The organism is Microbacterium sp. Au-Mic1 (assembly GCF_021341785.1).
In the GTDB taxonomy this organism is placed as follows: Bacteria; Actinomycetota; Actinomycetes; order Actinomycetales; family Microbacteriaceae; genus Microbacterium.
On sequence record NZ_JAJTTF010000003.1, the window covers coordinates 187,480 to 209,979 of the forward strand.

A 22,500-nucleotide genomic window follows, 5' to 3' on the forward strand; every position below is an offset into this window, starting at 1 on the left:
CCTCAGTCCTGCTCGCGCAGCAGCTCCAGGAGCGCGCGTGCGGCGCGGGTCGGCGTCGCCCGCCACACCACTCCCAGTCGCGAGCGCACGTGCGGTGCATCGATCGGGATCGCCCTGATGCCCTCCCAGCGCCGGCAGGTCGCGGCGCTGACGACACCGACCCCGAGCCCACGCACGGCGAGCTTCTCGATGGCGGAGGGTGTGGACACCTCCCAGTGCGGGGCGCCCGCACCGGGGCGTCCGGCGAGCAGGGCGTCCAGCGCCGCCCTGTCGCCCGTGCCCTCCGGCAGTGCGATGAGGTCCATGCCGATCAGCTCGTCCGGGCGGATGCTGCGACGCGCTGCCCACGGGTGCGACGGTGCCACCACGGCGACCATCGGATCGTCGAACACGACCTCCGACCCGAGGTCGTCCGGCGCGCGCTCGGCCCAGGCGACGAGCGCGAGGTCGACCTCGCCACGACGGACCGCGCCGACCAGTCGTGCGGAGGTGTCCTCGCGCAGCCGCAGCTCGAGCCCGGGATGCGCGGCGCTGAGCTCGGCGAGCGCGTCGTAGAACCGCGGCCACGTGAGGCCGAACACGGTGCCGACGCGGAGGGATCCGAGCAGCAGCCCGCGCAGGTCGGCCGCCGTGGCGCCGATCTCGCCGATCGCCTCGAGTGCCGTGCGGATCGCGGGCAGCAGACGCTCGCCCTCCTGGGTGAGGGCGACGCGGCGCGATGTGCGGTCGAACAGGGCGACGCCGAGCTCGCGTTCGAGCTTCTGCACCTGCGTGCTCACTCCGGATTGACTGACGCGCACCCGTGCCGCGGCCGCAGTGAAGGACCCCGTCTCGACGACGGCGAGGACGTAGCGCAGCTGGTGAAGTTCCATCTCTGAGACAGATGATAGCGATAGGGATCAGCTGTTGGACGGATGGATCCGGATCGCCCAGGCTGAAGGGGACGAAAGGAAGACCATGACCCTCACCGAGACCTCGACCCAGACCGAGCAGACCGTCCCGATCCCCGTCCGCCTCGACATCGACACGGTCGCGCCGCGCTTCTCCCGCGCGCTCGCCGGGCTCGATGCCGCGATGGTGCGCGAGCTCGATGCCGCGGGCATCGACGCCCGACTGCGCGAGCTGGTGCGCCTGCGAGCCTCGCAGATCAACGGCTGCAGCTACTGCGTCGACCTGCACGCGGGCGACGCCGCCAAGGCCGGCGACACGGCGGCCCGGATCGCCGCCGTCGCGGTGTGGCAGGAGTCCCCGTTCTTCACTGCGCGCGAGCGCGCCGCGTTCGCGCTGACCGAGAGCATCACCCGCCTGTCCGAGACCCATGTGCCGGACGCGGACTGGGCGGCCGCGGCCACGCGCTTCTCGCCGGAGGAGCTCGGTGCGCTGGTCTCGCTCATCGTCGTGATCAACGCGTGGAACGCGGTCGGCGTCTCCACGCACGCCTGGACCGGATCGATGTAAGCGGTCAGCCGGGGCGATGCCGCGAACGAGCGCCGCCCCGGCACCGACCAGGGACATCCAGCCTCGGCGAACTCACAGCAACAAAGGCTGTCTATGCATCGATTGTCTGGGTAAAGTCGCCTCATGGCAGACGACCGACTCCGAGGCAACCTCGAGATGCTGATCCTGGCGACACTCGCGCGCGGGGCCGCCCACGGCTACGCGCTCGCCGAGGCGCTGCGCACCGCGAGCGGCGGTGAGTTCGATGTGCCGGAGGGCTCGCTGTACCCGGCACTGCACCGGCTGGAGCGATCCGGTGCGATCACGAGCGAGTGGGTGCATGACGGGCGCCGGCGCCGGGTCTACGCGATCACGGCCGCGGGCGCGGCGCAGCTGTCCCGGGAGACCGGCGCCTGGCAGCGCTTCGCCGACGGCGTGGCGTCGACCCTCGCCGCACCCTCGATCCGTCCGGCCGTGCAGGGGGTGTGAGATGACCGACGCGATCGATCGCTACGTGGCGCAGCTGGCCGACCGCCTCGGCGCGGGTGAGGACACCTGGCGCCTGCTCGCCGAGACGGACGGGCACCTGCGCGATGCGGAGGCGGCCCTGCTGGCCCAGGGGATGGATCCCGCCGAGGCCGCGGAGGTCGCGGTGCAGCGGTTCGGAGACCCGGCCGCCGTGGCCCGGACGCGCTCTCCACGGCGTCGCGTTCTGGGTCTGCTCAGCGGCGGGTGGGTCGTCGTCGCGCTGGGGCTCGTCGTGATCGGGCTCAGCGGGCTGGTGTCCTGGGCGCTCGAGGCGATCTGGGGGCCGGCCTTCCTGGCGGGCGACGTGAACGGCGTGACCTACACCACGGCGCGGTGCGCCGACTTCCTGGGGTTCTTCCCGCAGGCGGGCAGCTGCGCGGCGGCGGCGGCGATGCACCACTCCGACGAGATCGTCTCCGAGAGGCTGGCGGCCGGCGTGCTCGGCGTGCTTCTGCTCGCGGTCTGGCTGCTGGTGCGCCGCCTCCGCGGCGCCGTGCCGATCGCTCGCGAGGACCGGCGCATGCTGCTCCTCGCGAGCGCCGTGGCCTTCCTCGGCGTGGGCCTGGTCGGGTTCGGCTGGGGCGCGCTCTCGATCATCCTCGACCTCGTGCGAGGCCTCGCCGTGGCCGGCGTCGGCGTGCGCCTCAGCGACGGGGCGATCGCCCTGGTCGCGGGCGTCGTGGCCCTCGTGCTCCTGGCGCGCTTCACCCGGCGCGGGGTCGCGGTCGCCGCCGTCGGCTGAGGAAAGCGCGTCGCGGATCATCCTTGCGATGTACGCGGATGGATCCACAGAGCGACGCGAAGGACAGGGGCGGATCCTTAGCGTCGGAGACATGGAGATCACGACGACCGACCTGGGTCTTGCGGCCCGCGTCCAGCACCTCACCAAGACCTACGGATCCGGCGAGGGCGCGGTGCGTGCCCTCGACGACGTCAGCGTCGGCATCCGCCGCGGCCAGTTCACGGCCATCATGGGCGCCTCCGGTTCAGGCAAGTCCACGCTCATGCACATCATGGCGGGGCTGGACACGCCTACGCAGGGGCGAGCGTGGATCGGTGACACCGAGATCACCGGGCTCGGCGATCTCGACCTCACGATCCTGCGCCGTCGCCGCGTGGGCTTCATCTTCCAGGCGTTCAACCTGGTGCCGACCCTCGACGCGCTCGGCAACATCCTGCTGCCGTTCGAGCTCGACGGACGCCGTCCCTCCGCGATCGAGCGGGCGCGCATCGACTCCCTCGTCGACATCCTCGGGATCGGCCCGCGCCTGCGGCATCGCCCGCACCAGCTCTCCGGCGGCCAGCAGCAGCGCGTGGCGATCGCCCGCGCGCTGGCCACCGCGCCGGATCTCGTCTTCGCCGACGAGCCCACCGGCAACCTCGATTCCGCCTCCGGCCGCGAGGTCCTGCAGCTGCTGTCCACCGCGAGCCGCGAGCAGGGCCAGTCGATCGCCATGGTCACGCACGACGCCGTCGCGGCCAGCTACGCCGATCGCGTGCTGTTCCTCGGCGACGGCCGGATCGTCGCTGACCACCCCCGCCGCAGCGCGGACGAGATCGCCGGGCTCATGCTCTCCGGGGGCACCCCTGCCGCGACGGTGGCGGCAGACGCGGCCGGGGTGCCGGCATGACCGCCATCGCCCCGACGCTGCTCGAGACGCCGCTCACCCCGTCGCGACTCGCCTTCCTCCGGGAGCGCGGCATGGGCTCGAGCGTCTTCGTCGCCGCTCTCACCGCCGCGTTCGGCGTGATCCTCGTCGACACCACCCTCTATCTGGGCGCTCTGCTGCAGAACGACCCGTTCCTCGGCGACAGCAAGACCCTCGCGTACGTCGTGCAGATCCTCTCGGTGCTGCTGACCGCCGTCGCGATGTACGTCGCCGCGATCGTCACCGCCAACACGTTCTCGACCATCGTGGCCGGCCGCACCCGTCGCATCGCGCTGATGCGGCTGATCGGCGCCTCCGCCAGGGCGCAGCGGTCGGAGGTCGCGGGGCAGGGCCTCGCCGTCGGCATCATCGGCGCCGTGCTGGGGCTCGCCGGAGGCGTCCTGCTGAGCTGGGGCGGCATGGCGATCGGATCCCTCGCGTTCGCGCACCCGCCGCAGGGTCTCTCGCCGCTGCAGCCCGGGGTGCTGATCCCCGCCGTCGGCGTGGCGCTGACCACGTGGCTCGCCGCCTGGGCGGGGTCGCGACGGGTGCTCACGGTCACTCCGCTGCAGGCGCTGGCGGGGTCCGCCGAGCGCACGGTCGCCGAGGCCGGAGCCCGTGGTTCGCGCCATCTCGGGGCGATCACGATGTTCGTGCTCGGTGGCGCGCTGCTGGCCGGCGGTGTCGTGGTCGGGCTGTCCTCGCCGCTCGGCGTGGTGGTGGCCTTCTTCGGCGGAGTGTTCTCGTTCAGCGGGCTCGCGATCGGATCGGTGCTGGTGATGCCGCCCGTGCTGCGTCTCGTCGGTCGCCTGTTCGGCCGCGGCGCGACCGCCCGGCTCGCCGCCGAGAACGCGCTGCGCCACCCCGAGCGGTCCAGCCGCATGGCCATCGGCGTGGTGATGGGGGTCACGCTCGTGACGATGTTCGCCGTCGCGCTGGAGTCGGCCAAGGCGCTCATGGTGCGTACGAGCGCCGAGCAGCTGCCGCCCGGGTTCTTCGCCCCGTTCGATGCCTTCGGCACCGTGATGATGGTGCTGGTCGCGGTGTCGGCCGTGATCGCCGCGGTCGGGCTGGTCAACCTGCTCACCATCGGCGTCGTGCAGCGGCGGCGCGAGCTGGGCCTGCTGCGCGCGATCGGGCTGAGCAGCCGTCAGGTGCGTCGGATGGTGCTGCTCGAAGCCGCGCACGTCACGATCGCGGCCACCGCGACAGGGCTCGTGCTGGGCGTCGCCTACGGCTGGATCGCCGCGCAGTCGCTGCTCGGATCCGTCCCGTCGATGCCCGACTTCCAGCCGGCGGGGCTCATCCCGCCGGTGGTGCCGTGGGTTCCGGTGGTCGCGATCGTCGCGTGCACAGCCGTGCTCACGCTCGTGGCATCCGCCACTCCGACCCGGCTCGCGACCCGTGTCGCACCGGTCGAGGCGCTCGCCGCGGACTGAGTCAGGCGGGGCCGCGGGCGTGCTCCGCGGCCCCGCCCCATCCGCGCGCGAGACGGCGGATCCGCCATCCGCGCCATTGCCACGCCGCCCAGAGCACGGGCAGCAGGGCGAGCGATCCGGGACCGCCGAAGACGAGCCGGTCGCGCCAGAGCGCCCGGCCGTCCGGCAGGGCGGAGACGGCCATGCGGTGGTCCCAGACGTCGAGCGACGAGAGCGGTCCGGTGAGCGGGATCCCGCTGTCGCGCAGGATCCGCACGGTCTCGCCCTTGTGCTCGCGAACCTCGTCGTACGCGCCGATGAGCTGGGTGCCGACCGTGATCAGGCCGAACAGGCGCAGCCGCACCGCGCTGTGCAGCAGAGAGCCCTCGTCGGCGTGCGTGAGCGGCTCGACGACGATCACCGGGGCGTAGAGCGCGGTGAGCACGGCGGGCGAGTGCAGGGCCGCCCAGGCGTCGTCCGCGCTCGCGGAGATCCGGAATCAGCTGCACATGCCGCAGCGTCAGCGTGGTCGTCGTCATCGCGGCAGCACCGCCGCCCGGCGGTCGGCGGCCGTGATCTCGCGGCGGGTCCAGATCAGCAGGAAGCGCTCGTCGTAGCGCCGGGAGCAGCGTGCGCATGAGGACGCCCTGGTGGGGCGCCGGTGCCGGTACGTCACGTGGCCGGTCGGGCAGCGACCCACCCACGGCGCCAGGTCGGTCGCCGTCTCGCCGTGGTGCGTGGTGCCGCCCACGTAGCCCAGCGCGCGGGCCGTCCGCTTCCATGCGGCGCCGTGCGCGGCGTCGTGGCCGGCGACGGCGTGCGCCACCTCGTGCAGGAGCACCTGATGGATCTCGTCGTCGTCGAACCGGGCCGCGAGATAGCGGGAGACGGTGATCCGCTTGTCGCGGTAGTTGCAGGCGCCGGCGCGGCGTTTGGCGTTGTCGAAGCCGAACGACCACGTCGGATCCAGATGCAGCCGGATCAGGGCCTCGCCCCAGATCCGCACTCGCTCCAACTCGGCCATGCACTCACGTTAGGCGATGCCGGGGACACTCCGGCGCGGAGCACGCGAAGACGCGCTATGGCCGGACGGGTGCGTCTCTGCGGCAGCCCCGGGGTCGGCGTCAGCCGTTGACGGCGACCGGGTCGCGCCGGCGCTCGACCGTGTCGACCGCGAGCAGGGCCGCCTCCAGCGTCGCGTCGTCGGCGCCGGCTTCGCGACGCAGGAACACGGTGCGCTTGAAGCTGTCCCTGGCCTGGTCGAACTCGCCGGCTTCGAAGGCGTTGCGGCCGCGGTGCTGATGCGCGAACGCGGCGATCGGCACCCAGCCCTGGCCCTCGGCCTCCGCCACGCAGGCCGCCAGCTCGTGGTCGGCGGCGGCGTGCGCGCCGCGATACTGCTGCACGGTGGCGCGCAGCACGCGGGCGCGCAGCAGATCCTTGCGCGTTCCGGCCATGCGGGCCTGGCGCACGGCCTCGTCGGCCAGCACGAGCGCGTCGTCCAGGCGGCCGAGCACCTTCAGCAGCCACACCCGCTCGAGCATCGACGGCAGGCTGCGCAGGTCGGAGATCTCGACCAGTCGCGCGTCGCATTCGGCCGGATCGACCAGCTCGCGCAGAGAGTCCGGGTCGTACCCCTTGATGTAGCTCACGCGCCCGTCCTCCTGCACTGCCTCGCCGTGTCCTCCAGTCTGCCTGCGTCTGCGGCGCATCCGGGAAGGCCCCAGGGCGTGCCGTGAGAAACCGGCGTCTCGGGCCGGGTGGTGCGACAGCGGGTCCCACCGCGCGAGCCACCCCTGTGTGTGCGAGCCACCCGCTTGCGCGCCGCATGAACAGGGGTGGCTCGCGTGTGAGGGGGTGGCTCGGCGCAGGAGGTCGGCGCTGGGCGCCGGGACTCAGCGCAGGGGCGCCGGGACTCAGCGCAGGAACAGCCCGGCGTCCGGTCGGGGCGAGGCCACCGCGGTCGCGTCGGTGACGATCGCCGCCTCCTTCGCGAACGCGATCACCTCGGTGCCGTGTGCGAGCTTGGCGGGATGCGGGCCGGCGGCGAGGATGCGGGGCAGGGCATCGGCCGGAAGCGGAGCATTCGACGCCGCGAGCACGAGGTTGCCGAACCGGCGACCCTTCAGGATCTGGGCGTCGGCGAGGATCGCGACCTCCGGCAGCACCGCGCGGATCGTCGCGACCTGCCGGCGGGCGAACGCGAGCCCCGGGCCGTCCGCGACGTTCACGAGCAGCACGCCGGCGGGCCCGAGCAGCTGTGCGAGCTCGGTGTAGAACTCGACGCTGGTGAGGTGCGCGGGGGTCTGCGCGCCCGAGTACACGTCGGCGACGACGAGGTCGACGGCTCCGGTCAGGGCCGGCGGAAGACGGCGCACGCCTTCGCGGGCGTCGCCGATGCGGATCCGGATCGCGGCGCCGCGGGGCAGCGGCAGGTGCTCGCGCACCAGCTCGACCAGCGGCGCCTCCAATTCGATCACCTGCTGCCGGGATCCGGGACGGGTGGCCGCGATGTAGCGCGGGACGGTCAGAGCGCCTGCCCCCAGGTGCACCGCGGTGATCGCCGCGCCGGGGGAGGCGAGCTGGTCGATGAGGGCGCCCATGCGCACGATGTACTCGAAGTGCAGGTGCGTCGGGTCCGCGAGGTCCACATGCGACTGCGGGGTCTCGTCGATGAGCAGCTCGAAGCCGCCGCCGAACTCCGCGGGGACCACGCGGGCGATCCCGCCGGATCCCAGTCGCGCCGCCGGATGCTCGGTGTCCTTCGCGCGTGCTCTGCCCATGGGACGAGCCTAGGGCGGCACCGTCGGGCGTGCCGCCACGGACGGTTGCGGTGAGAGGAGGCGCCCTCTGGCCCGGATCACGGCTCGATCACGGCTTTGGAAGAAACTTGCAGGAGTTTTGTTCATCGTGGATACTTTTTCCTACTTGGCGAGTTCGCCCTGGATTTTCAAAGAGGAGATTCCCCGATGCACAAGCGCATTCTCTCCGTCGCGGCACTCGGTGTCGTGGCGACGCTGGGCCTGGCAGCCTGCTCCGGCGGCAGCACCCCCGCGGCCACCAGTGGTCCCGTCGACGGCAAGGGCAAGACGCTCAACGTCTGGATCATGAAGGGCACCAACCCCGACTCCTCCGCGTTCTACGACGCGGTCTCCGCGGAGTTCAAGAAGGAGACCGGTGCGGAGGTGAAGTTCGAAGAGGTGCAGTGGGCCGACGCGCATGACCGCTTCGTGACCTCGATCGCCGGCGGCACCACCCCCGACGTCGCCGAGACCGGCACGACGTGGACCGCGGAGTTCGCGGACGCCGGCGCGCTGCTGCCGATCGACAAGTACGTCGACGCCGAGAAGGGCCTCTCCAAGGACCTCGTCGAGGGCCTCAAGGTCGCGGGCACCTACGACAAGGAGCTCTACGGCATGCCCTGGTACGCCGGCGTGCGCTCGATCGTCTACCGCACCGACGTCTTCGACGAGCTCGGCCTGAAGGCCCCGACCTCCTGGGACGACATCGTCGCCGCCGGTGAGAAGATCAAGGCCGCGCACCCCGAGATGATGGCGTTCCCGGTTCCCGGCGATGCCGAGTTCCTCGTGTACCCGTGGGTCTGGGGCGCGGGCGGCGAGGTCGCCACCGAGAAGAGCGGGAAGTGGGCGAGCCAGCTCGACAGCAAGAAGTCGCAGGAGGGCATCCAGTTCTACACCGACCTGGCGCTCAAGCACGGCTTCTCCTCCGCGGGTGCGACCACCTGGAAGGAGACCGACCTGCGCGACGCGTTCAGCCAGGGCAACGTCGCGATGATGCTCTCCGGATCCTGGACGCCGAAGTCGCTCATCGAGAAGAACCCGGAGCTGAAGGGCAAGATCGGCGCGGCGGTCATCCCGGGCAAGGACGGCGGCATCGCCCCGTCGGTGCTCGGCGGCTCGCACCTGTCCATCTTCAACAACACGAAGAACCCCGACCTGGCCTGGGCGTTCACCAAGTTGATGACGACCGGCAAGTTCGCCACGCAGTGGGCCGATGAGACCGGGTACTTCCCGGGTGTGCAGTCGGCCATGACCGAAGCCCTGAAGTCGACGGATCCGCTGGTCGCGCCGTTCGCGAAGCAGATGGTGGAAGGCGGCGCCTCGGTGCCGGTGACCCCGAACTTCGGCGCCGTGCAGGCGAAGAAGACGACCAACTCGATGATCCAGGCCATTCTCAGCGGTCAGAAGGACGTCTCGACGGCGTCGAAGGACGCCGCGTCCGAGATGACCGATCTGCTGAACAAGAAGTAACCGGATCCACCATGTCCACGGTGCACGCACCACGGTCGGCCGCGTCCTCGGAGTCTCGCTCCGGGGCCGCGGCCGGCGGCCCGCCGGCGCGGAAGAAGAAGCTCGGCTGGGTGACCGCACGGCCCTGGCTGCTGCTCGCACCCGGCCTCTTCATCCTGGCCACGCTCATGCTGTGGCCGCTCGTCCAGGTCGTGATCTACTCGCTGCAGGACTACGGCCTGCGTGAGATCAACACGGGCCGGACCAACTTCATCGGCTTCGACAACTACGTCGAGGCCCTCACCGACAAGACCCTGTGGACCGTGGTGCTGCCGAACACGGTCGGCTTCGCCGTCGTGTCCGTGTTCGCCACCGTCGCCGTCGGCACCCTGGTCGCCCTGCTGCTGGCCCGGCTCGGGAACGTGTGGCGCACGATCGTCGCCAGCTGCATCATGGTCGCCTGGGCGATGCCCGCCGTCACCGGCACCTATGTGTGGGTGTGGATCTTCGACGCCGACAAGGGTGTCTTCAACACCGTGCTGAAGGACCTCGGGCTCATCGACGGCCAGGTGAACTGGTTCACGAACCAGTGGTCGTTCTATGCAATCGTGCTGCTGAACGTGGTGCACCACGGCTTCCCGTTCGTCGCCGTGACCGTGCTCGCGGGTCTGCTCGGCGTCTCCCGGGAGATGCTGGAGGCCGCAGCACTGGACGGCGCCGGCGCCTGGCGGCGGTTCTGGAAGATCATCTTCCCGACCCTCAAGCCGGTGTTCTCCGTCGTGATCATCCTGTCGACGATCTGGGACTTCAAGGTCTTCGCGCAGGTCTATCTCATGCCGGGCGGCAACGGCGGCAACCGCACCGTGCTGAACCTCGGCGTGTGGTCCTACGTCGAGTCGTTCGGGCAGAACCGCTACGGCTTCGGCGCCGCGCTCGCGGTGCTGCTCACGCTGGTCCTGCTCGGGATCACGATCGTGTACATCCGCTCCCTCATGAAGGAGGACGAGCTGTGAAATCGCGTCACCCCGTTCTCGGCCGCATCGGCATTGCCATCGCCGTCACCGCCGTGCTGCTGTTCACGCTGTTCCCGGTGTACTGGATGGTTTCCAGCGCCTTCGACAAGAAGGCGTCCAGCGGCGGCCAGTCGCTGCTGCCGAAGGAGTTCACCCTCGACAACTTCGCCTTCGTCCTCACGGACGGCGGCTTCGCCACCTTCCTGCGCAACTCCGTGATCGTGGCGCTGGTCACGGTGCTCGTGAGCGGCTTCGTATGCCTGCTCGCCGCGGTCGCCGTCGCGCGCTTCCGGTTCAAGTTCCGCACCGCGATCCTGCTGATGATCCTCATCGTGCAGATGGTGCCGCTCGAGGCGCTGGTGATCCCGCTGTTCCTGCAGGTGAAGAGTCTGGGACTGCTGAACAGCATCCTCGGCCTCATGGTCGTGTACGTGGCGCTCTCGCTCGCGTTCGGGATCTGGATGCTGCGCGGCTTCGTGCAGGCCGTTCCCGTCGAACTCGAGGAGGCCGCCTACATCGACGGCGCCAGCTGGTGGCGGATGTTCCGGTCGGTGCTGCTGCCCCTGGTGATGCCGGGTCTGGTGGCCACGAGCGTGTTCAGCTTCATCACGGCGTGGAACGAGTTCATCTTCGCGATGACGATGCTGGGCGGCGCGACCGACCAGTACACGGTCTCGATCGGGCTGAAGTCGTTCTTCGGGCAGTACTCCAACGACTGGGGAAGCATCATGGCCGCTTCCACCCTCATCACTCTGCCTGTCATGATCTTCTTCGTGATCGTGCAGCGGCGCCTGTCCTCGGGACTCGTCGCCGGAGCGGTGAAGGGATGAGCGTGACGGATCTGATCGACGACGACGTCGAGTTCGAGAGGCTGGCGAACAGCGTGCTGTGGCCGGGCTTCCTCGGCCGCACCGTGCCGGCGTGGCTGGACGCGGCGCTGCGCCGCGGGCTCGCCGGCGTGGTCTACTTCGCGCAGAACATCGGCCCCGACCTGGACGCGCTGAGCGCGGCCATCCGCGCGGCGGGCCCGCAGGCGCTCATCGGCATCGACGAGGAGGGCGGCAGCGTCACCCGCCTCGAGGCCGCGACCGGATCCACGCTGCCCGGGGCCGCGCAGCTCGGCGCACTCGACGACGTGTTCGCGACCGCGGCGACCGGCGCGGAGCTCGCCCGTCGCGTGCGCGCCGTGGGCGCGGACGTGGTGCTGGGGCCGGTGGCCGACGTGAACACGGATCCGCGCAACCCGGTCATCGGCGTGCGCTCCTTCGGCGCCGACGCGGACCTGGTGTCGCGTCACGTGGTCGCCGCGGTCGAGGGCATCCAGGCCGGGGGCGTGGCCGCGTGCGTCAAGCACTACCCCGGGCACGGCGACACGCACGTCGACTCGCACCACGATCTGCCGCGCATCGGCGTGGACCCGGCCGAGATCGAGCGCGTGCACCTCGCACCGTTCCGCGCCGCGGTCGCCGCGGGCGTGGACGCCGTGATGACGGCGCACATCGTGGTGCCGGCGTGGGGCGAGGAGCCCGCCACGCTCAATCCGCGGGTGCTGGGCATGCTGCGGGATGCGGGCTTCGACGGCGTCATCATCACGGACGCCCTGGACATGGCCGCGATCCGCGAGTCGGTCGGAATCGGCGGGGGAGCGGTCCGCGCGCTCGCCGCGGGGGCGGACCTGCTCTGCATCGGCAACCCCACGAACCCCGGTGCGGCAGCGCTGCCGGATCAGGACGAGCACGACTACCGCACCGCACGGGACGCGATCGTCGCGGCGTTGCGGGACGGATCCCTGTCCCGGGACCGCGTCGTCGAGGCCGGCGCGCGAGTGGCCCGGCTCGCGGCGAAGCTCGCCGCCCCGGCGCCGGGTGACACGGCGGACGCGGCGTCCTACGACGGCACCGGCATCGTGCGCCGCGCCCTGCACGTGCAGGGGGAGCTCACGACCGCGGGCGCGCCGTTCGTGGTCGACGCCCGCCGCAGTTCGACGCTCGCCGTCGACAGCGCGGCCGGCTACGTGTCCGAGGCGCTCGCCGGCGGCGAGGCGACGGTGCGCATCGACACGGCGCGCCTCGACGAGGTGCAGCGCGGCGCGGCGGTCGACGCCGCGGTCGCGCAGGCCCGGGGCCGGCGGATCGCACTGCTCGTGGATCGGATCGACACGGACCCGGTGCAGCGCGCTGTCGTCGCCGAGGTCGCCGCGCGCGCGGCCGACGTCGTCGCCGTGAACGTCGGCCTCCCCGCCGAGGGCGTCGGCGTGCCGGTGATCGAGGTGGGCTCCGCCAGCAGGATCGGCGCCGAGCTCGCCCGGGAGAGGCTCGTCGGCGCCGGGCGATGATCCGCTCTCTTCGGGAGGCAGAGGGGGTGTGATGGACGCGGATGTCTTCGGCGTCGTGCGCTCCGCTCTGCCGCGGCTGAGCGCCGCCGAGGCGCGGGTCGCCGAACGGGTGCTCGCGGATCCGACCCTCGTCGTCGACCTCGCGATCACCGATCTCGCCCGGCTCTGTCACACCTCGCTCTCGACCGTCGCCCGCTTCGCCCAGACGCTGGGCTTCAGCGGCTACCGGGAGCTGCGCGTCGCCTTCGCCGGCGCCGTCGCGCGCGCACAGGCCGAGCAGGAGCGGTTCGGCTTCGACGATGCGACCATCGACCCGGGCGACCCGGTCGAGACGGTCGCGGCCAAACTCGCGGCGAGCGAGATCGGCGCGATCGAGCACACGGTCGCAGGTCTCGACTTCGCTGCGCTCGACCGCGTCGCCGTCGCGATCGCGGGGGCGAGGCAGGTGCACCTGTTCGGGCAGGGCGCTTCGTCGCTCACCGCGCAGGACATGCAGCTCAAACTCGCCCGGATCGGCTGCGTCGCCGTGCACTCTCCGGATCCGCACGTCGCGATCACCGGGGCGTCGCTGCTCGGGCCGGCGGATGTGGTGCTCGCGGTGTCGCACGAGGGCGCGACGGCTGAGACGATCCGTGCGGCCGAGGTCGCCCGGACGGCCGGGGCCTTCACCGTGGCACTCACCAACGCGCCGGGTTCCCCGCTCACCGCCGTCGCGGATCTGGTGCTCGGCACCCGTGCCAAGGAATCGCCGTTGAGGATGGCCGCGATGTCCAGCCGGATCGCGCAGCTGGCGGTGCTCGACCTGCTCTTCGTGCGGGTGGTGCAGCACCGGGGCGAGACGGTGACCGAGCCGTTGCGCACGACCCGCCGTGCGGTCCGCGGGGCCTGACCGCTCAGGCCGCCGGTCGCTTGTTCCCGGGCGGCGCTCAGTCCACGTGGTCTCGCGTGCTGCCCAGGGCGCGGGTGGCGATGCGATTGGCACGGGCGACGCAGCCACTCAGTGACAGGCCGCTGAGCACGCCCGCGAGGAAGCCCGCGGCGAAGGCGTCCCCGGCGCCGATCGTCTCGACCACGGTCGAGGGCACGGCGGGGGCGTCGGCGCGCTCGGCGCCGTCGAACGCGGTGGCGCCGTCGTCCCGCGTGATGACGAGGTGGCGGGGTCCGGGGAACATCGCGCGCAGCCGGTCCGGATCCCCGGTGCCGAAGACGGCCTCTGCGTCGTGCGCGCTGCACTGCGCCACGTCGGCCGCCGCGAGGTATCCGCCGAGCAGCTCGCGCGCCTCGTCCTGGCGGCCCTGCCACAGCGCGGGGCGCCAGTTCACGTCGAAGCCGATCAGCCGGCCGCCGCGGTCCGCGAACAGCTCGTCCTGCGCGGCGCGGGCGCCGTCGGACAGTGCGGGAGTGATCCCCGTGGTGTGCACGAGCGACGCCTCGGCGAGCACGCGCTCGGCGGCGGGCGTGTGCAGGGTCGCGGGGGAGATCCTGCTGCCCGCGGATCCGGCCCGGTAGTAGTGCATGACACCCTGCACCGGACCATGGCCCTCGGCGGAGAGCTCCTTCACGTACAGCCCGGTGGGGGCCGCGGGATCGACCTCGACGGCGGACGCGTCGACGCCGTGCTGGGCCAGCTCACCGAGGAGGAAGCGTCCGAAGCCGTCATCGCCCACACGGGAGACGACGGCGGCGCGGGAGCCGGCCGAGGCCACGGCGAGTGCGACGTTCCACTCCGCGCCAGCCAGGGAGCGCTGGAACGTGCGGCTGCTCTCCAACGGACCGGCCGTCGTGGGCACGAGCGCCACCAGGCCTTCGCCGAAACAGGCGATCAACGGTGAATCGGGCACGCTCGCGACGATACCGGATCCCGGTGCCGCGCATGCAGCCACGGCGATGATGGCGGCGCCCGCGGCCGCGAGGGCCGAGAAGGGCGGGGCCGAGGTGCAGGAGCGTCCCGCGCCCGGGGTTATACCCCCCTCGGGGCAGAAGGTCAAGAATCGCGCTTGCCATGTCGCGATTTCGGAACTATAGTTGATCTTTGCGCCTCGCTCCTTCCTGCCCTCATATGGTGGTCGGCAGATTTCCGTACGTCCTCGCTCCTCGACAGAGCGCCTTCGGCGTGCGGCCGTGTGACGCGGCGCACTCACCTGACGACGAGGAATCGAGACGCCCTTCGGGGCTCACGGAGGTTATTCCCTTGGCTGCTGCTCGCAACGCATCCACCCCCACCACCAACAAGAACGGACGCGGCCACTCCCGCCTCTCGTTCGCCAAGATCTCCGACACGCTGACGGTCCCCGACCTGCTCGCCCTGCAGACCGAGTCCTTCGACTGGCTCGTGGGCAACGAGGCCTGGAAGAAGCGCGTCGCCGACGGCAAGAAGGCCGGCCGCAAGGATCTCGCCGAGGCCAGCGGCCTGGAGGAGATCTTCGAGGAGATCTCCCCGATCGAGGACCTGAGCGAGACCATGCAGCTCTCGTTCACGAACCCGTACCTCGAGCCCGAGAAGTACTCCATCGAGGAGTGCAAGGAGCGCGGCAAGACCTACGCGGCCCCGCTCTACGTCGAGGCCGAGTTCATGAACCACCAGACCGGTGAGATCAAGACCCAGACGGTCTTCATGGGCGACTTCCCGCTGCAGACCGCCAAGGGCACGTTCATCATCAACGGCACCGAGCGCGTCGTCGTCTCGCAGCTGGTCCGCTCCCCGGGCGTCTACTTCGACAAGACCGCCGACAAGACCAGCGACAAGGACATCGTGTCCGCCCGCGTCATCCCGTCGCGCGGCGCCTGGCTCGAGTTCGAGATCGACAAGCGCGACCAGGTCGGCGTGCGCATCGACCGCAAGCGCAAGCAGTCCGTCACCGTCTTCCTCAAGGCGCTGGGCCTGACCAGCGAGGAGATCCTCGCCGAGTTCGCCGGCTTCGCCTCGATCGAGGAGACCCTCGCGAAGGACACGATCCTCACCAAGGAGGACGCGCTCCGCGACATCTACCGCAAGCTCCGTCCGGGCGAGCAGGTCGCCGCCGAGGCCGCCCGCGCGCTGCTGGACAACTTCTACTTCAACGCGAAGCGCTACGACCTCGCCAAGGTCGGCCGGTACAAGATCAACCAGAAGCTGGGTCTCGACCTGCCGCTGGACGAGTCGGTGCTCACGGTCAAGGACATCGTCGAGACCATCAAGTACCTGGTGCGCATCCACGCCGGCGTCGAGACCTTCGAGGGCATCCGCGGCGGCAAGAAGGCGGAGATCCGTCTGGCGACCGACGACATCGACAACTTCGGCAACCGTCGCATCCGCGCCGTCGGCGAGCTCATCCAGAACCAGGTCCGCACCGGTCTGTCCCGCATGGAGCGCGTCGTCCGCGAGCGCATGACCACGCAGGACATCGAAGCGATCACCCCGCAGACCCTGATCAACGTGCGCCCCGTCGTGGCCGCGATCAAGGAGTTCTTCGGCACCTCGCAGCTGTCGCAGTTCATGGACCAGAACAACCCGCTCGCGGGTCTGACCCACAAGCGCCGCCTCTCGGCCCTCGGCCCCGGTGGCCTCAGCCGCGACCGCGCCGGCGTCGAGGTGCGCGACGTGCACCCCTCGCACTACGGCCGCATGTGCCCGATCGAGACCCCGGAAGGCCCGAACATCGGCCTGATCGGCTCGCTCGCCACGTTCGCGCGGATCAACTCGTTCGGTTTCATCGAGACCCCGTACCGCAAGGTCGAGGACGGCAAGGTCACCGAGCACATCGACTACCTGACCGCCGCCGAGGAGGTCGACTTCAACATCGCGCAGGCGAACGCCCCGCTCGATGCCGAGGGTCGCTTCACCGAGGCGCACGTGCTGGCGCGTCCGAAGGGCGGATCCGGCGAGGTCGACATGTTCCTCCCGTCCGAGATCGGCTACATCGACGTCTCGCCGCGCCAGATGGTGTCGGTCGCGACCTCGCTCGTGCCGTTCCTCGAGCACGACGACGCGCAGCGCGCGCTCATGGGCGCCAACATGCAGCGCCAGGCCGTGCCGCTGCTCCGTTCCGAGTCGCCGTTCGTCGGCACCGGTATGGAGGGCTACGCCGCCATCGACGCGGGTGACGTGATCACCGCCGAGAAGGCCGGTGTGGTCTCCGAGGTCTCCGCCGACCGCGTCGTGGTCATGCTCGACGAGGGCGGCACCCAGGAGTACTACCTGCGCAAGTTCGACCGCTCGAACCACGGCACCTCCTACAACCAGAAGGTCGTCGTCTCGGCCGGTGAGCGGGTCGAGGTCGGCGAGGTCATCGCCGACGGTCCCGCCACGGAGAACGGCGAGCTCGCGCTCGGCAAGAACCTCCTCGTCGCGTTCATGACGTGGGAGGGTCACAACTTCGAGGACGCGATCATCCTCAGCCAGGACCTGGTGAAGGACGACACCCTCTCCTCGATCCACATCGAGGAGTACGAGGTCGACTCGCGCGACACGAAGCTCGGCAAGGAGGAGATCACCCGTGACCTCCCCAACGTCAGCCCGGAGCTCCTGAAGGACCTGGACGAGCGCGGCATCATCCGCATCGGCGCCGAGGTCCGCCCCGGCGACATCCTCGTCGGCAAGGTCACCCCGAAGGGCGAGACCGAGCTGTCGGCCGAGGAGCGCCTGCTCCGCGCGATCTTCAACGAGAAGAGCCGCGAGGTCCGCGACACCTCCCTGAAGGTGCCGCACGGCGAGCAGGGCACCGTCATCGCGGTCAAGGAGTTCAACGCCGAGGACGGCGACGACGAGCTCGGCAGCGGCGTCAACCGCCGCGTCGTGGTCTTCATCGCCCAGAAGCGCAAGATCACCGAGGGCGACAAGCTCGCCGGCCGCCACGGCAACAAGGGTGTCATCGCGAAGATCCTGCCCGTCGAGGACATGCCGTTCCTCTCGGACGGCACGCCGGTCGACGTCATCCTGAACCCGCTCGGCATCCCGGGCCGCATGAACTTCGGCCAGGTGCTGGAGACCCACCTCGGGTGGATCGCCAAGCAGGGCTGGAAGATCGAGGGCAACCCGGAGTGGGCCGCGCAGCTGCCCGAGGAGGCGTTCGACGTCGCCCCCGGCACCAAGGTCGCGACCCCGGTGTTCGACGGCGCTCACCAGGAGGAGATCGAGGGTCTCCTCGACTCGACGCTGCCGACCCGTGACGGCGTGCGCCTGATCGACTCGACCGGTAAGACCACCCTGTTCGACGGCCGCTCCGGCGAGCCGTTCCCGGGGCAGATCTCCGTGGGCTACATGTACATCCTGAAGCTCCACCACCTCGTCGACGACAAGATCCACGCGCGCTCGACGGGCCCCTACTCGATGATCACCCAGCAGCCGCTCGGCGGTAAGGCCCAGTTCGGCGGCCAGCGCTTCGGTGAGATGGAGGTGTGGGCGCTCGAGGCCTACGGCGCCGCGTACGCGCTGCAGGAGCTCCTCACGATCAAGTCCGACGACATCCTCGGCCGCGTCAAGGTGTACGAGGCGATCGTCAAGGGCGAGAACATCCAGGAGCCGGGCATCCCGGAGTCGTTCAAGGTGCTCATGAAGGAGATGCAGTCGCTCTGCCTGAACGTCGAGGTCCTCTCGGCCGACGGTACGGCGGTCAACCTCCGCGACACCGACGACGAGGCCTTCCGCGCCGCCGAGGAGCTGGGGATCAACATCTCCAGCCGCTTCGAGTCCGCATCCATCGACGAGATCTGAGCCTTCGAGGGATCCGGATCCGCTCCGGATCCCTCGAACTCCCCACTTTTCTTAAGAGAATTTCGACACAGGAGAACTAGTGCTCGACGCAACAACCTTCGATGAGCTTCGCATCGGCCTCGCCACCGCAGACGACATCCGCAAGTGGTCGTACGGTGAGGTCAAGAAGCCCGAGACCATCAACTACCGCACGCTGAAGCCGGAGAAGGACGGCCTCTTCGGCGAGCAGATCTTCGGCCCCTCCCGCGACTGGGAGTGCGCCTGCGGCAAGTACAAGCGCGTCCGCTTCAAGGGCATCGTCTGCGAGCGCTGCGGCGTGGAGGTCACCAAGAGCTCCGTCCGCCGTGAGCGCATGGGCCACATCGAGCTCGCCGCCCCGGTCACCCACATCTGGTACTTCAAGGGCGTGCCCTCGCGCCTCGGCTACCTGCTGGACATGGCGCCGAAGGACCTCGAGAAGGTCATCTACTTCGCCGCGTACATGGTCATCTCGGTCGACGAGGACGCGCGTCACCGCGACCTGGCGACCCAGGAGAACAACATCCGCCTCGAGCTGAAGACGCTCGGCGACCGCCGCGACGCCAAGATCGCGGAGCGCCTCGCCAAGCTGGAGGAGGAGCTCGCGGCTCTCGAGGCCGAGGGTGCCAAGGCCGACGCCAAGAAGAAGGTCAAGGACGCCGCCGAGAAGGAGATGTCCCTGATCCGCAAGGGCGCCGACGAGGCGATCGTCAAGCTCGAGCGCGTGTGGGAGGACTTCCGCACCCTCGAGGTCGGGGCCCTGCGTCCCGAGGACGACGTGTTCCACGAGCTGCAGGACCGGTTCGGCCAGTACTTCGAGGCGCACATGGGTGCCGAGGCGATCCAGCGTCGTCTCGCCGCCTTCGACCTCGCCGCCGAGTCGGAGAAGCTGCACCTGCAGATCTCCGAGGGCAAGGGCCAGCGCAAGATCCGCGCGATCAAGCGCCTCAAGGTCGTCAACTCGTTCCTGGAGACCGGCATGAGCCCGGCCGCCATGGTGCTGGACGTCGTGCCGGTGATCCCGCCGGAGCTGCGCCCGATGGTGCAGCTGGACGGTGGCCGCTTCGCGACCAGCGACCTGAACGACCTGTACCGCCGCGTGATCAACCGCAACAACCGTCTTCGTCGTCTGATCGACCTCGGCGCCCCCGAGATCATCGTCAACAACGAGAAGCGGATGCTGCAGGAGGCCGTCGACGCGCTGTTCGACAACGGCCGCCGCGGCCGCCCCGTCACCGGTACCGGCAACCGCGCCCTGAAGTCCCTCAGCGACATGCTGAAGGGCAAGCAGGGTCGCTTCCGCCAGAACCTGCTCGGCAAGCGCGTGGACTACTCGGGCCGTTCGGTCATCATCGTCGGCCCGCAGCTCAAGCTGCACCAGTGCGGTCTGCCGAAGACGATGGCGATCGAGCTGTTCAAGCCGTTCGTGATCAAGCGCCTGATCGACCTGGGCCACTCCCAGAACATCAAGGCCGCCAAGCGCGCCGTCGAGCGCATGCGCCCCGAGGTCTGGGACGTGCTCGAGGAGATCATCCGCGAGCGCCCCGTGCTGCTGAACCGCGCCCCCACCCTGCACCGCCTGGGCATCCAGGCCTTCGAGCCGCAGCTCGTCGAGGGCAAGGCCATCCAGCTGCACCCGCTCGTCTGCGCGGCGTTCAACGCCGACTTCGACGGTGACCAGATGGCCGTGCACCTGCCGCTGTCGGTCGAGGCTCAGGCCGAGGCCCGCGTGCTGATGCTCGCCTCGAACAACATCCTCAAGCCGTCCGACGGCCGCCCGGTCACCCTGCCCTCGCAGGACATGATCATCGGCCTGCACCACCTGACCACGGTCAAGGACGGTGCGCTCGGCGAGGGCCGCGCGTTCGGCTCTGTGGGCGAGGCGATCCTGGCGAAGGACGAGGGCACCCTCGACCTGCAGGCCAAGGTCCGCATCCGCATCCCGGGTCTGACCTTCCTCGAGGGCGAGGCCCCCGAGGGCTACGCGAGCCACGGCCTCGTGGACGCCTCGCTCGGCCAGGCGATCTTCAACGACACCCTGCCCAAGGGCTACCCGTTCGTGCGCGAGGTCGCCGACAAGGGCAAGCTCTCGCAGATCGTCAACAAGCTCGCCGAGGAGTACCCGAAGGTCGAGACCGCCGCGTCGCTGGACCGCATCAAGGACGCCGGCTTCTACTGGGCCACGCGTTCCGGTGTGACCGTCGCGCTCAGCGACGTCATCACCCCGCCGAACAAGGCGGAGATCGTCGCGGGCTACGAGAAGCAGGCCGAGAAGATCCAGGCGCAGTACGACAAGGGTCTGACCACCGACGCCGAGCGTCGTCAGGAGCTCGTCGAGCTCTGGACGAAGGCGACCAACGAGGTCCAGGCCGAGATGCAGGCGAACTTCCCGGAGGACAACACCATCAACCGCATGGTGTCGTCGGGAGCCCGTGGTAACTGGCTGCAGATCCGTAACATCGCCGGTATGCGCGGTCTGGTGAACAACACCAAGGGTGAGTTCATCCCGCGTCCGATCATCTCCTCGTACCGCGAGGGGCTGTCGGTGGCGGAGTACTTCATCGCCACGCACGGTACCCGTAAGGGTCTGGCCGACACCGCTCTGCGTACGGCCGACTCGGGCTACCTGACCCGTCGTCTGGTCGATGTCTCGCAGGACGTCATCATCCGTGAGGACGACTGCGGCACGTCGAAGGGCCTGGAGCTGCCGATCGCCGCGCCGAACAGCGCCGGCGAGCTGGTGCGCGACGCGAACGTGGAGAACTCCGTGTTCGCCCGTACGCTCGCCTCCGACGTCGTGAACGCGGCCGGTGAGGTCGTCGCGACCGCCGGTGAGGACGTCGGCGACGTGCTCATCGACAAGCTCGTCGCCGCGGGCGTGGAGTCGATCAAGGTCCGCTCCGTGCTGACCTGCGACTCGGCCGTCGGCGTCTGCGCGCAGTGCTACGGCCGCTCGCTGGCCACCGGCAAGACGGTGGACATCGGCGAGGCCGTCGGCATCATCGCGGCGCAGTCGATCGGTGAGCCCGGTACCCAGCTGACGATGCGTACCTTCCACCTCGCGTCGGCCGGTGACATCACCCAGGGTCTGCCCCGTGTGCAGGAGCTCTTCGAGGCCCGTACCCCGAAGGGCGCCACCCCGATCGCCGAGGCCGACGGCCGCATCACGATCGAGGAGACCGACAAGTCGAAGAAGGTCATCCTCACGCCCGACAACGGCGACGAGGAAGTGGTCTACCCGGTGCTGAAGCGTGCGACGCTCCTCGTCGAGGACGGCCAGCACGTCTCGGTCGGAGACCCGCTGCAGGTCGGCACGCTCGACCCCAAGGAGGTCATGCGCGTCATGGGCGCCCGCGAGGTGCAGCGCTACCTCGTCAGCGGCGTGCAGGACGTGTACCGCTCGCAGGGTGTGCCGATCCACGACAAGCACATCGAGGTCATCGTGCGCCAGATGCTGCGCAAGGTCACCGTCGTCGACCACGGCGACACGACCCTGCTGCCCGGTGAGATGCTCGACGCGCGTCGCTACCAGGACGTCAACCGCGAGGCCGTCGCGGCGGGCAAGCGCCCGGCGTCCGGCCGCCCGGAGCTGATGGGTATCACGAAGGCGTCGCTCGCGACGGAGTCGTGGCTGTCGGCCGCGTCCTTCCAGGAGACGACCCGCGTGCTCACGCAGGCCGCCATGGAGGGCAAGAGCGACCCGCTGGTCGGCCTCAAGGAGAACGTCATCATCGGAAAGCTGATCCCCGCGGGGACCGGCCTGCGCCGCTACCGCGACATCACGGTGGAGGCGACCGAGGAGGCCAAGAGCGAGCGCTACCCGAACCGGATCTTCGCATCCGACGGCGCGTACGCTGAGGGCGACTTCGGCTACGTCGACTTCGACGCGTTCTCCACCGACGACATCACGCCCGGCACCTACAACTGATTGAGGCGAGAGCCGACGAGCTTGCTCGATCGGCCGAGCCGAGTGAAGTTGTCGAGCGACGAAGTCGCGACACCACTGAGTGACGGACTGATCGCCTGACGAAGACCCCCGGATCCACACGGATCCGGGGGTCTTCGCGTATCCGGATCCGCGAACCCGCACCTTCTGAGGAGGAGAACTCGCGTTCGGGAGGAGGATCCGCGCGCGTTCCTCCGCCGATCCGCGAGTTCTC

Annotated in this window: 18 protein-coding genes; 12 read left to right on the plus strand and 6 right to left on the minus strand. The window is 70.1% G+C overall.

Going from position 1 to position 22,500, the window contains the following annotated elements; genetic code table 11:
- Nucleotides 1-2: 2 nt before the first annotated feature.
- Nucleotides 3-872 carry a LysR family transcriptional regulator gene (locus LXM50_RS05445; protein ID WP_233310293.1) on the minus strand — a complete coding sequence of 290 codons (870 nt, stop codon included), beginning with the start codon at nt 870-872 and terminating at the stop codon, nt 3-5.
- Between the two features lie 85 nt (nt 873-957).
- Between LXM50_RS05445 and LXM50_RS05450 the strand changes: the two genes are divergently transcribed.
- The 5 genes from LXM50_RS05450 to LXM50_RS05470 all read left to right on the plus strand — a co-directional run bounded on the left by LXM50_RS05450 (nt 958) and on the right by LXM50_RS05470 (nt 5,053).
- Complete coding sequence (locus tag LXM50_RS05450) at nt 958-1,458, plus strand: carboxymuconolactone decarboxylase family protein (RefSeq protein ID WP_233310294.1); 501 nt, start codon at nt 958-960, stop codon at nt 1,456-1,458.
- Between the two features lie 123 nt (nt 1,459-1,581).
- A complete protein-coding gene (locus tag LXM50_RS05455) occupies nt 1,582-1,926 on the plus strand; it encodes a PadR family transcriptional regulator (RefSeq protein ID WP_233310295.1) in 345 nt (114 codons plus the stop codon).
- A gap of 1 nt (nt 1,927) precedes the next feature.
- Nucleotides 1,928-2,707 carry a permease prefix domain 1-containing protein gene (locus LXM50_RS05460; protein ID WP_233310296.1) on the plus strand — a complete coding sequence of 260 codons (780 nt, stop codon included), beginning with the start codon at nt 1,928-1,930 and terminating at the stop codon, nt 2,705-2,707.
- Nucleotides 2,708-2,798: 91 nt separating this feature from the next.
- Nucleotides 2,799-3,596: an ABC transporter ATP-binding protein gene (locus LXM50_RS05465; RefSeq protein ID WP_233310297.1), complete on the plus strand. Its 798-nt coding sequence runs from the start codon at nt 2,799-2,801 to the stop codon at nt 3,594-3,596.
- Nucleotides 3,593-5,053: an ABC transporter permease gene (locus tag LXM50_RS05470; protein ID WP_233310298.1), complete on the plus strand. Its 1,461-nt coding sequence runs from the start codon at nt 3,593-3,595 to the stop codon at nt 5,051-5,053. The genes LXM50_RS05465 and LXM50_RS05470 overlap by 4 nt, the downstream gene beginning before the upstream one ends.
- Before the next feature lies 1 nt (nt 5,054).
- Here the strand turns inward: LXM50_RS05470 and LXM50_RS05475 are convergent, their stop codons facing one another.
- From LXM50_RS05475 to LXM50_RS05490, 4 genes are all read right to left on the minus strand, one after another.
- A complete protein-coding gene (locus tag LXM50_RS05475) occupies nt 5,055-5,477 on the minus strand; it encodes a hypothetical protein (protein ID WP_233310299.1) in 423 nt (140 codons plus the stop codon).
- Between the two features lie 90 nt (nt 5,478-5,567).
- The gene (locus LXM50_RS05480) at nt 5,568-6,056 is read right to left on the minus strand and encodes a SprT-like domain-containing protein (protein ID WP_233310300.1); all 489 of its coding nucleotides are present in this window, start codon (nt 6,054-6,056) and stop codon (nt 5,568-5,570) included.
- A 100-nt stretch (nt 6,057-6,156) separates the two neighbouring features.
- A complete protein-coding gene (locus LXM50_RS05485) occupies nt 6,157-6,684 on the minus strand; it encodes a hypothetical protein (RefSeq protein ID WP_233310301.1) in 528 nt (175 codons plus the stop codon).
- A 264-nt stretch (nt 6,685-6,948) separates the two neighbouring features.
- Nucleotides 6,949-7,815, minus strand: coding sequence for a spermidine synthase (locus tag LXM50_RS05490; RefSeq protein WP_233310302.1), 867 nt, complete (start codon nt 7,813-7,815; stop codon nt 6,949-6,951).
- A 186-nt stretch (nt 7,816-8,001) separates the two neighbouring features.
- Between LXM50_RS05490 and LXM50_RS05495 the strand changes: the two genes are divergently transcribed.
- The 5 genes from LXM50_RS05495 to LXM50_RS05515 are packed head-to-tail and all read left to right on the plus strand — an operon-like array spanning nt 8,002 to nt 13,519.
- Nucleotides 8,002-9,303, plus strand: coding sequence for a sugar ABC transporter substrate-binding protein (locus LXM50_RS05495; protein WP_233310303.1), 1,302 nt, complete (start codon nt 8,002-8,004; stop codon nt 9,301-9,303).
- A gap of 11 nt (nt 9,304-9,314) precedes the next feature.
- On the plus strand, nt 9,315-10,295 hold the full coding sequence (locus tag LXM50_RS05500; protein ID WP_233310304.1) for a carbohydrate ABC transporter permease: 981 nt from the start codon (nt 9,315-9,317) through the stop codon (nt 10,293-10,295).
- On the plus strand, nt 10,292-11,125 hold the full coding sequence (locus tag LXM50_RS05505) for a carbohydrate ABC transporter permease (RefSeq protein ID WP_233310305.1): 834 nt from the start codon (nt 10,292-10,294) through the stop codon (nt 11,123-11,125). The genes LXM50_RS05500 and LXM50_RS05505 overlap by 4 nt, the downstream gene beginning before the upstream one ends.
- 2 nt (nt 11,126-11,127) lie before the next feature.
- The gene (locus tag LXM50_RS05510) at nt 11,128-12,630 is read left to right on the plus strand and encodes a glycoside hydrolase family 3 N-terminal domain-containing protein (protein ID WP_233310306.1); all 1,503 of its coding nucleotides are present in this window, start codon (nt 11,128-11,130) and stop codon (nt 12,628-12,630) included.
- Between the two features lie 31 nt (nt 12,631-12,661).
- Nucleotides 12,662-13,519, plus strand: a complete 858-nt coding sequence (locus LXM50_RS05515) for a MurR/RpiR family transcriptional regulator (protein WP_233310307.1) — start codon at nt 12,662-12,664, stop codon at nt 13,517-13,519.
- A 37-nt stretch (nt 13,520-13,556) separates the two neighbouring features.
- Here LXM50_RS05515 and LXM50_RS05520 read toward each other — a convergent pair whose 3' ends face one another.
- Nucleotides 13,557-14,471: a sugar kinase gene (locus LXM50_RS05520; RefSeq protein WP_233310308.1), complete on the minus strand. Its 915-nt coding sequence runs from the start codon at nt 14,469-14,471 to the stop codon at nt 13,557-13,559.
- Nucleotides 14,472-14,821: 350 nt separating this feature from the next.
- Between LXM50_RS05520 and LXM50_RS05525 the strand changes: the two genes are divergently transcribed.
- Entirely contained in the window at nt 14,822-18,322 is a 3,501-nt protein-coding gene (locus LXM50_RS05525; RefSeq protein ID WP_233310309.1) for a DNA-directed RNA polymerase subunit beta, read from the plus strand.
- Nucleotides 18,323-18,401: 79 nt separating this feature from the next.
- A complete protein-coding gene (rpoC, locus tag LXM50_RS05530; protein ID WP_233310310.1) occupies nt 18,402-22,268 on the plus strand; it encodes a DNA-directed RNA polymerase subunit beta' in 3,867 nt (1,288 codons plus the stop codon).
- The last annotated feature ends 232 nt before the right edge of the window (nt 22,269-22,500 follow it).

Coding starts and splice junctions, on each gene's coding strand:
- LXM50_RS05445 (WP_233310293.1), bottom strand. CDS start 872: ATGGAACTTCACCAGCTGCGCTACGTCCTCGCCGTCGTCGAGACGGGG.
- LXM50_RS05450 (WP_233310294.1), top strand. CDS start 958: ATGACCCTCACCGAGACCTCGACCCAGACCGAGCAGACCGTCCCGATC.
- LXM50_RS05455 (WP_233310295.1), top strand. CDS start 1,582: ATGGCAGACGACCGACTCCGAGGCAACCTCGAGATGCTGATCCTGGCG.
- LXM50_RS05460 (WP_233310296.1), top strand. CDS start 1,928: ATGACCGACGCGATCGATCGCTACGTGGCGCAGCTGGCCGACCGCCTC.
- LXM50_RS05465 (WP_233310297.1), top strand. CDS start 2,799: ATGGAGATCACGACGACCGACCTGGGTCTTGCGGCCCGCGTCCAGCAC.
- LXM50_RS05470 (WP_233310298.1), top strand. CDS start 3,593: ATGACCGCCATCGCCCCGACGCTGCTCGAGACGCCGCTCACCCCGTCG.
- LXM50_RS05480 (WP_233310300.1), bottom strand. CDS start 6,056: ATGGCCGAGTTGGAGCGAGTGCGGATCTGGGGCGAGGCCCTGATCCGG.
- LXM50_RS05490 (WP_233310302.1), bottom strand. CDS start 7,815: ATGGGCAGAGCACGCGCGAAGGACACCGAGCATCCGGCGGCGCGACTG.
- LXM50_RS05495 (WP_233310303.1), top strand. CDS start 8,002: ATGCACAAGCGCATTCTCTCCGTCGCGGCACTCGGTGTCGTGGCGACG.
- LXM50_RS05500 (WP_233310304.1), top strand. CDS start 9,315: ATGTCCACGGTGCACGCACCACGGTCGGCCGCGTCCTCGGAGTCTCGC.
- LXM50_RS05515 (WP_233310307.1), top strand. CDS start 12,662: ATGGACGCGGATGTCTTCGGCGTCGTGCGCTCCGCTCTGCCGCGGCTG.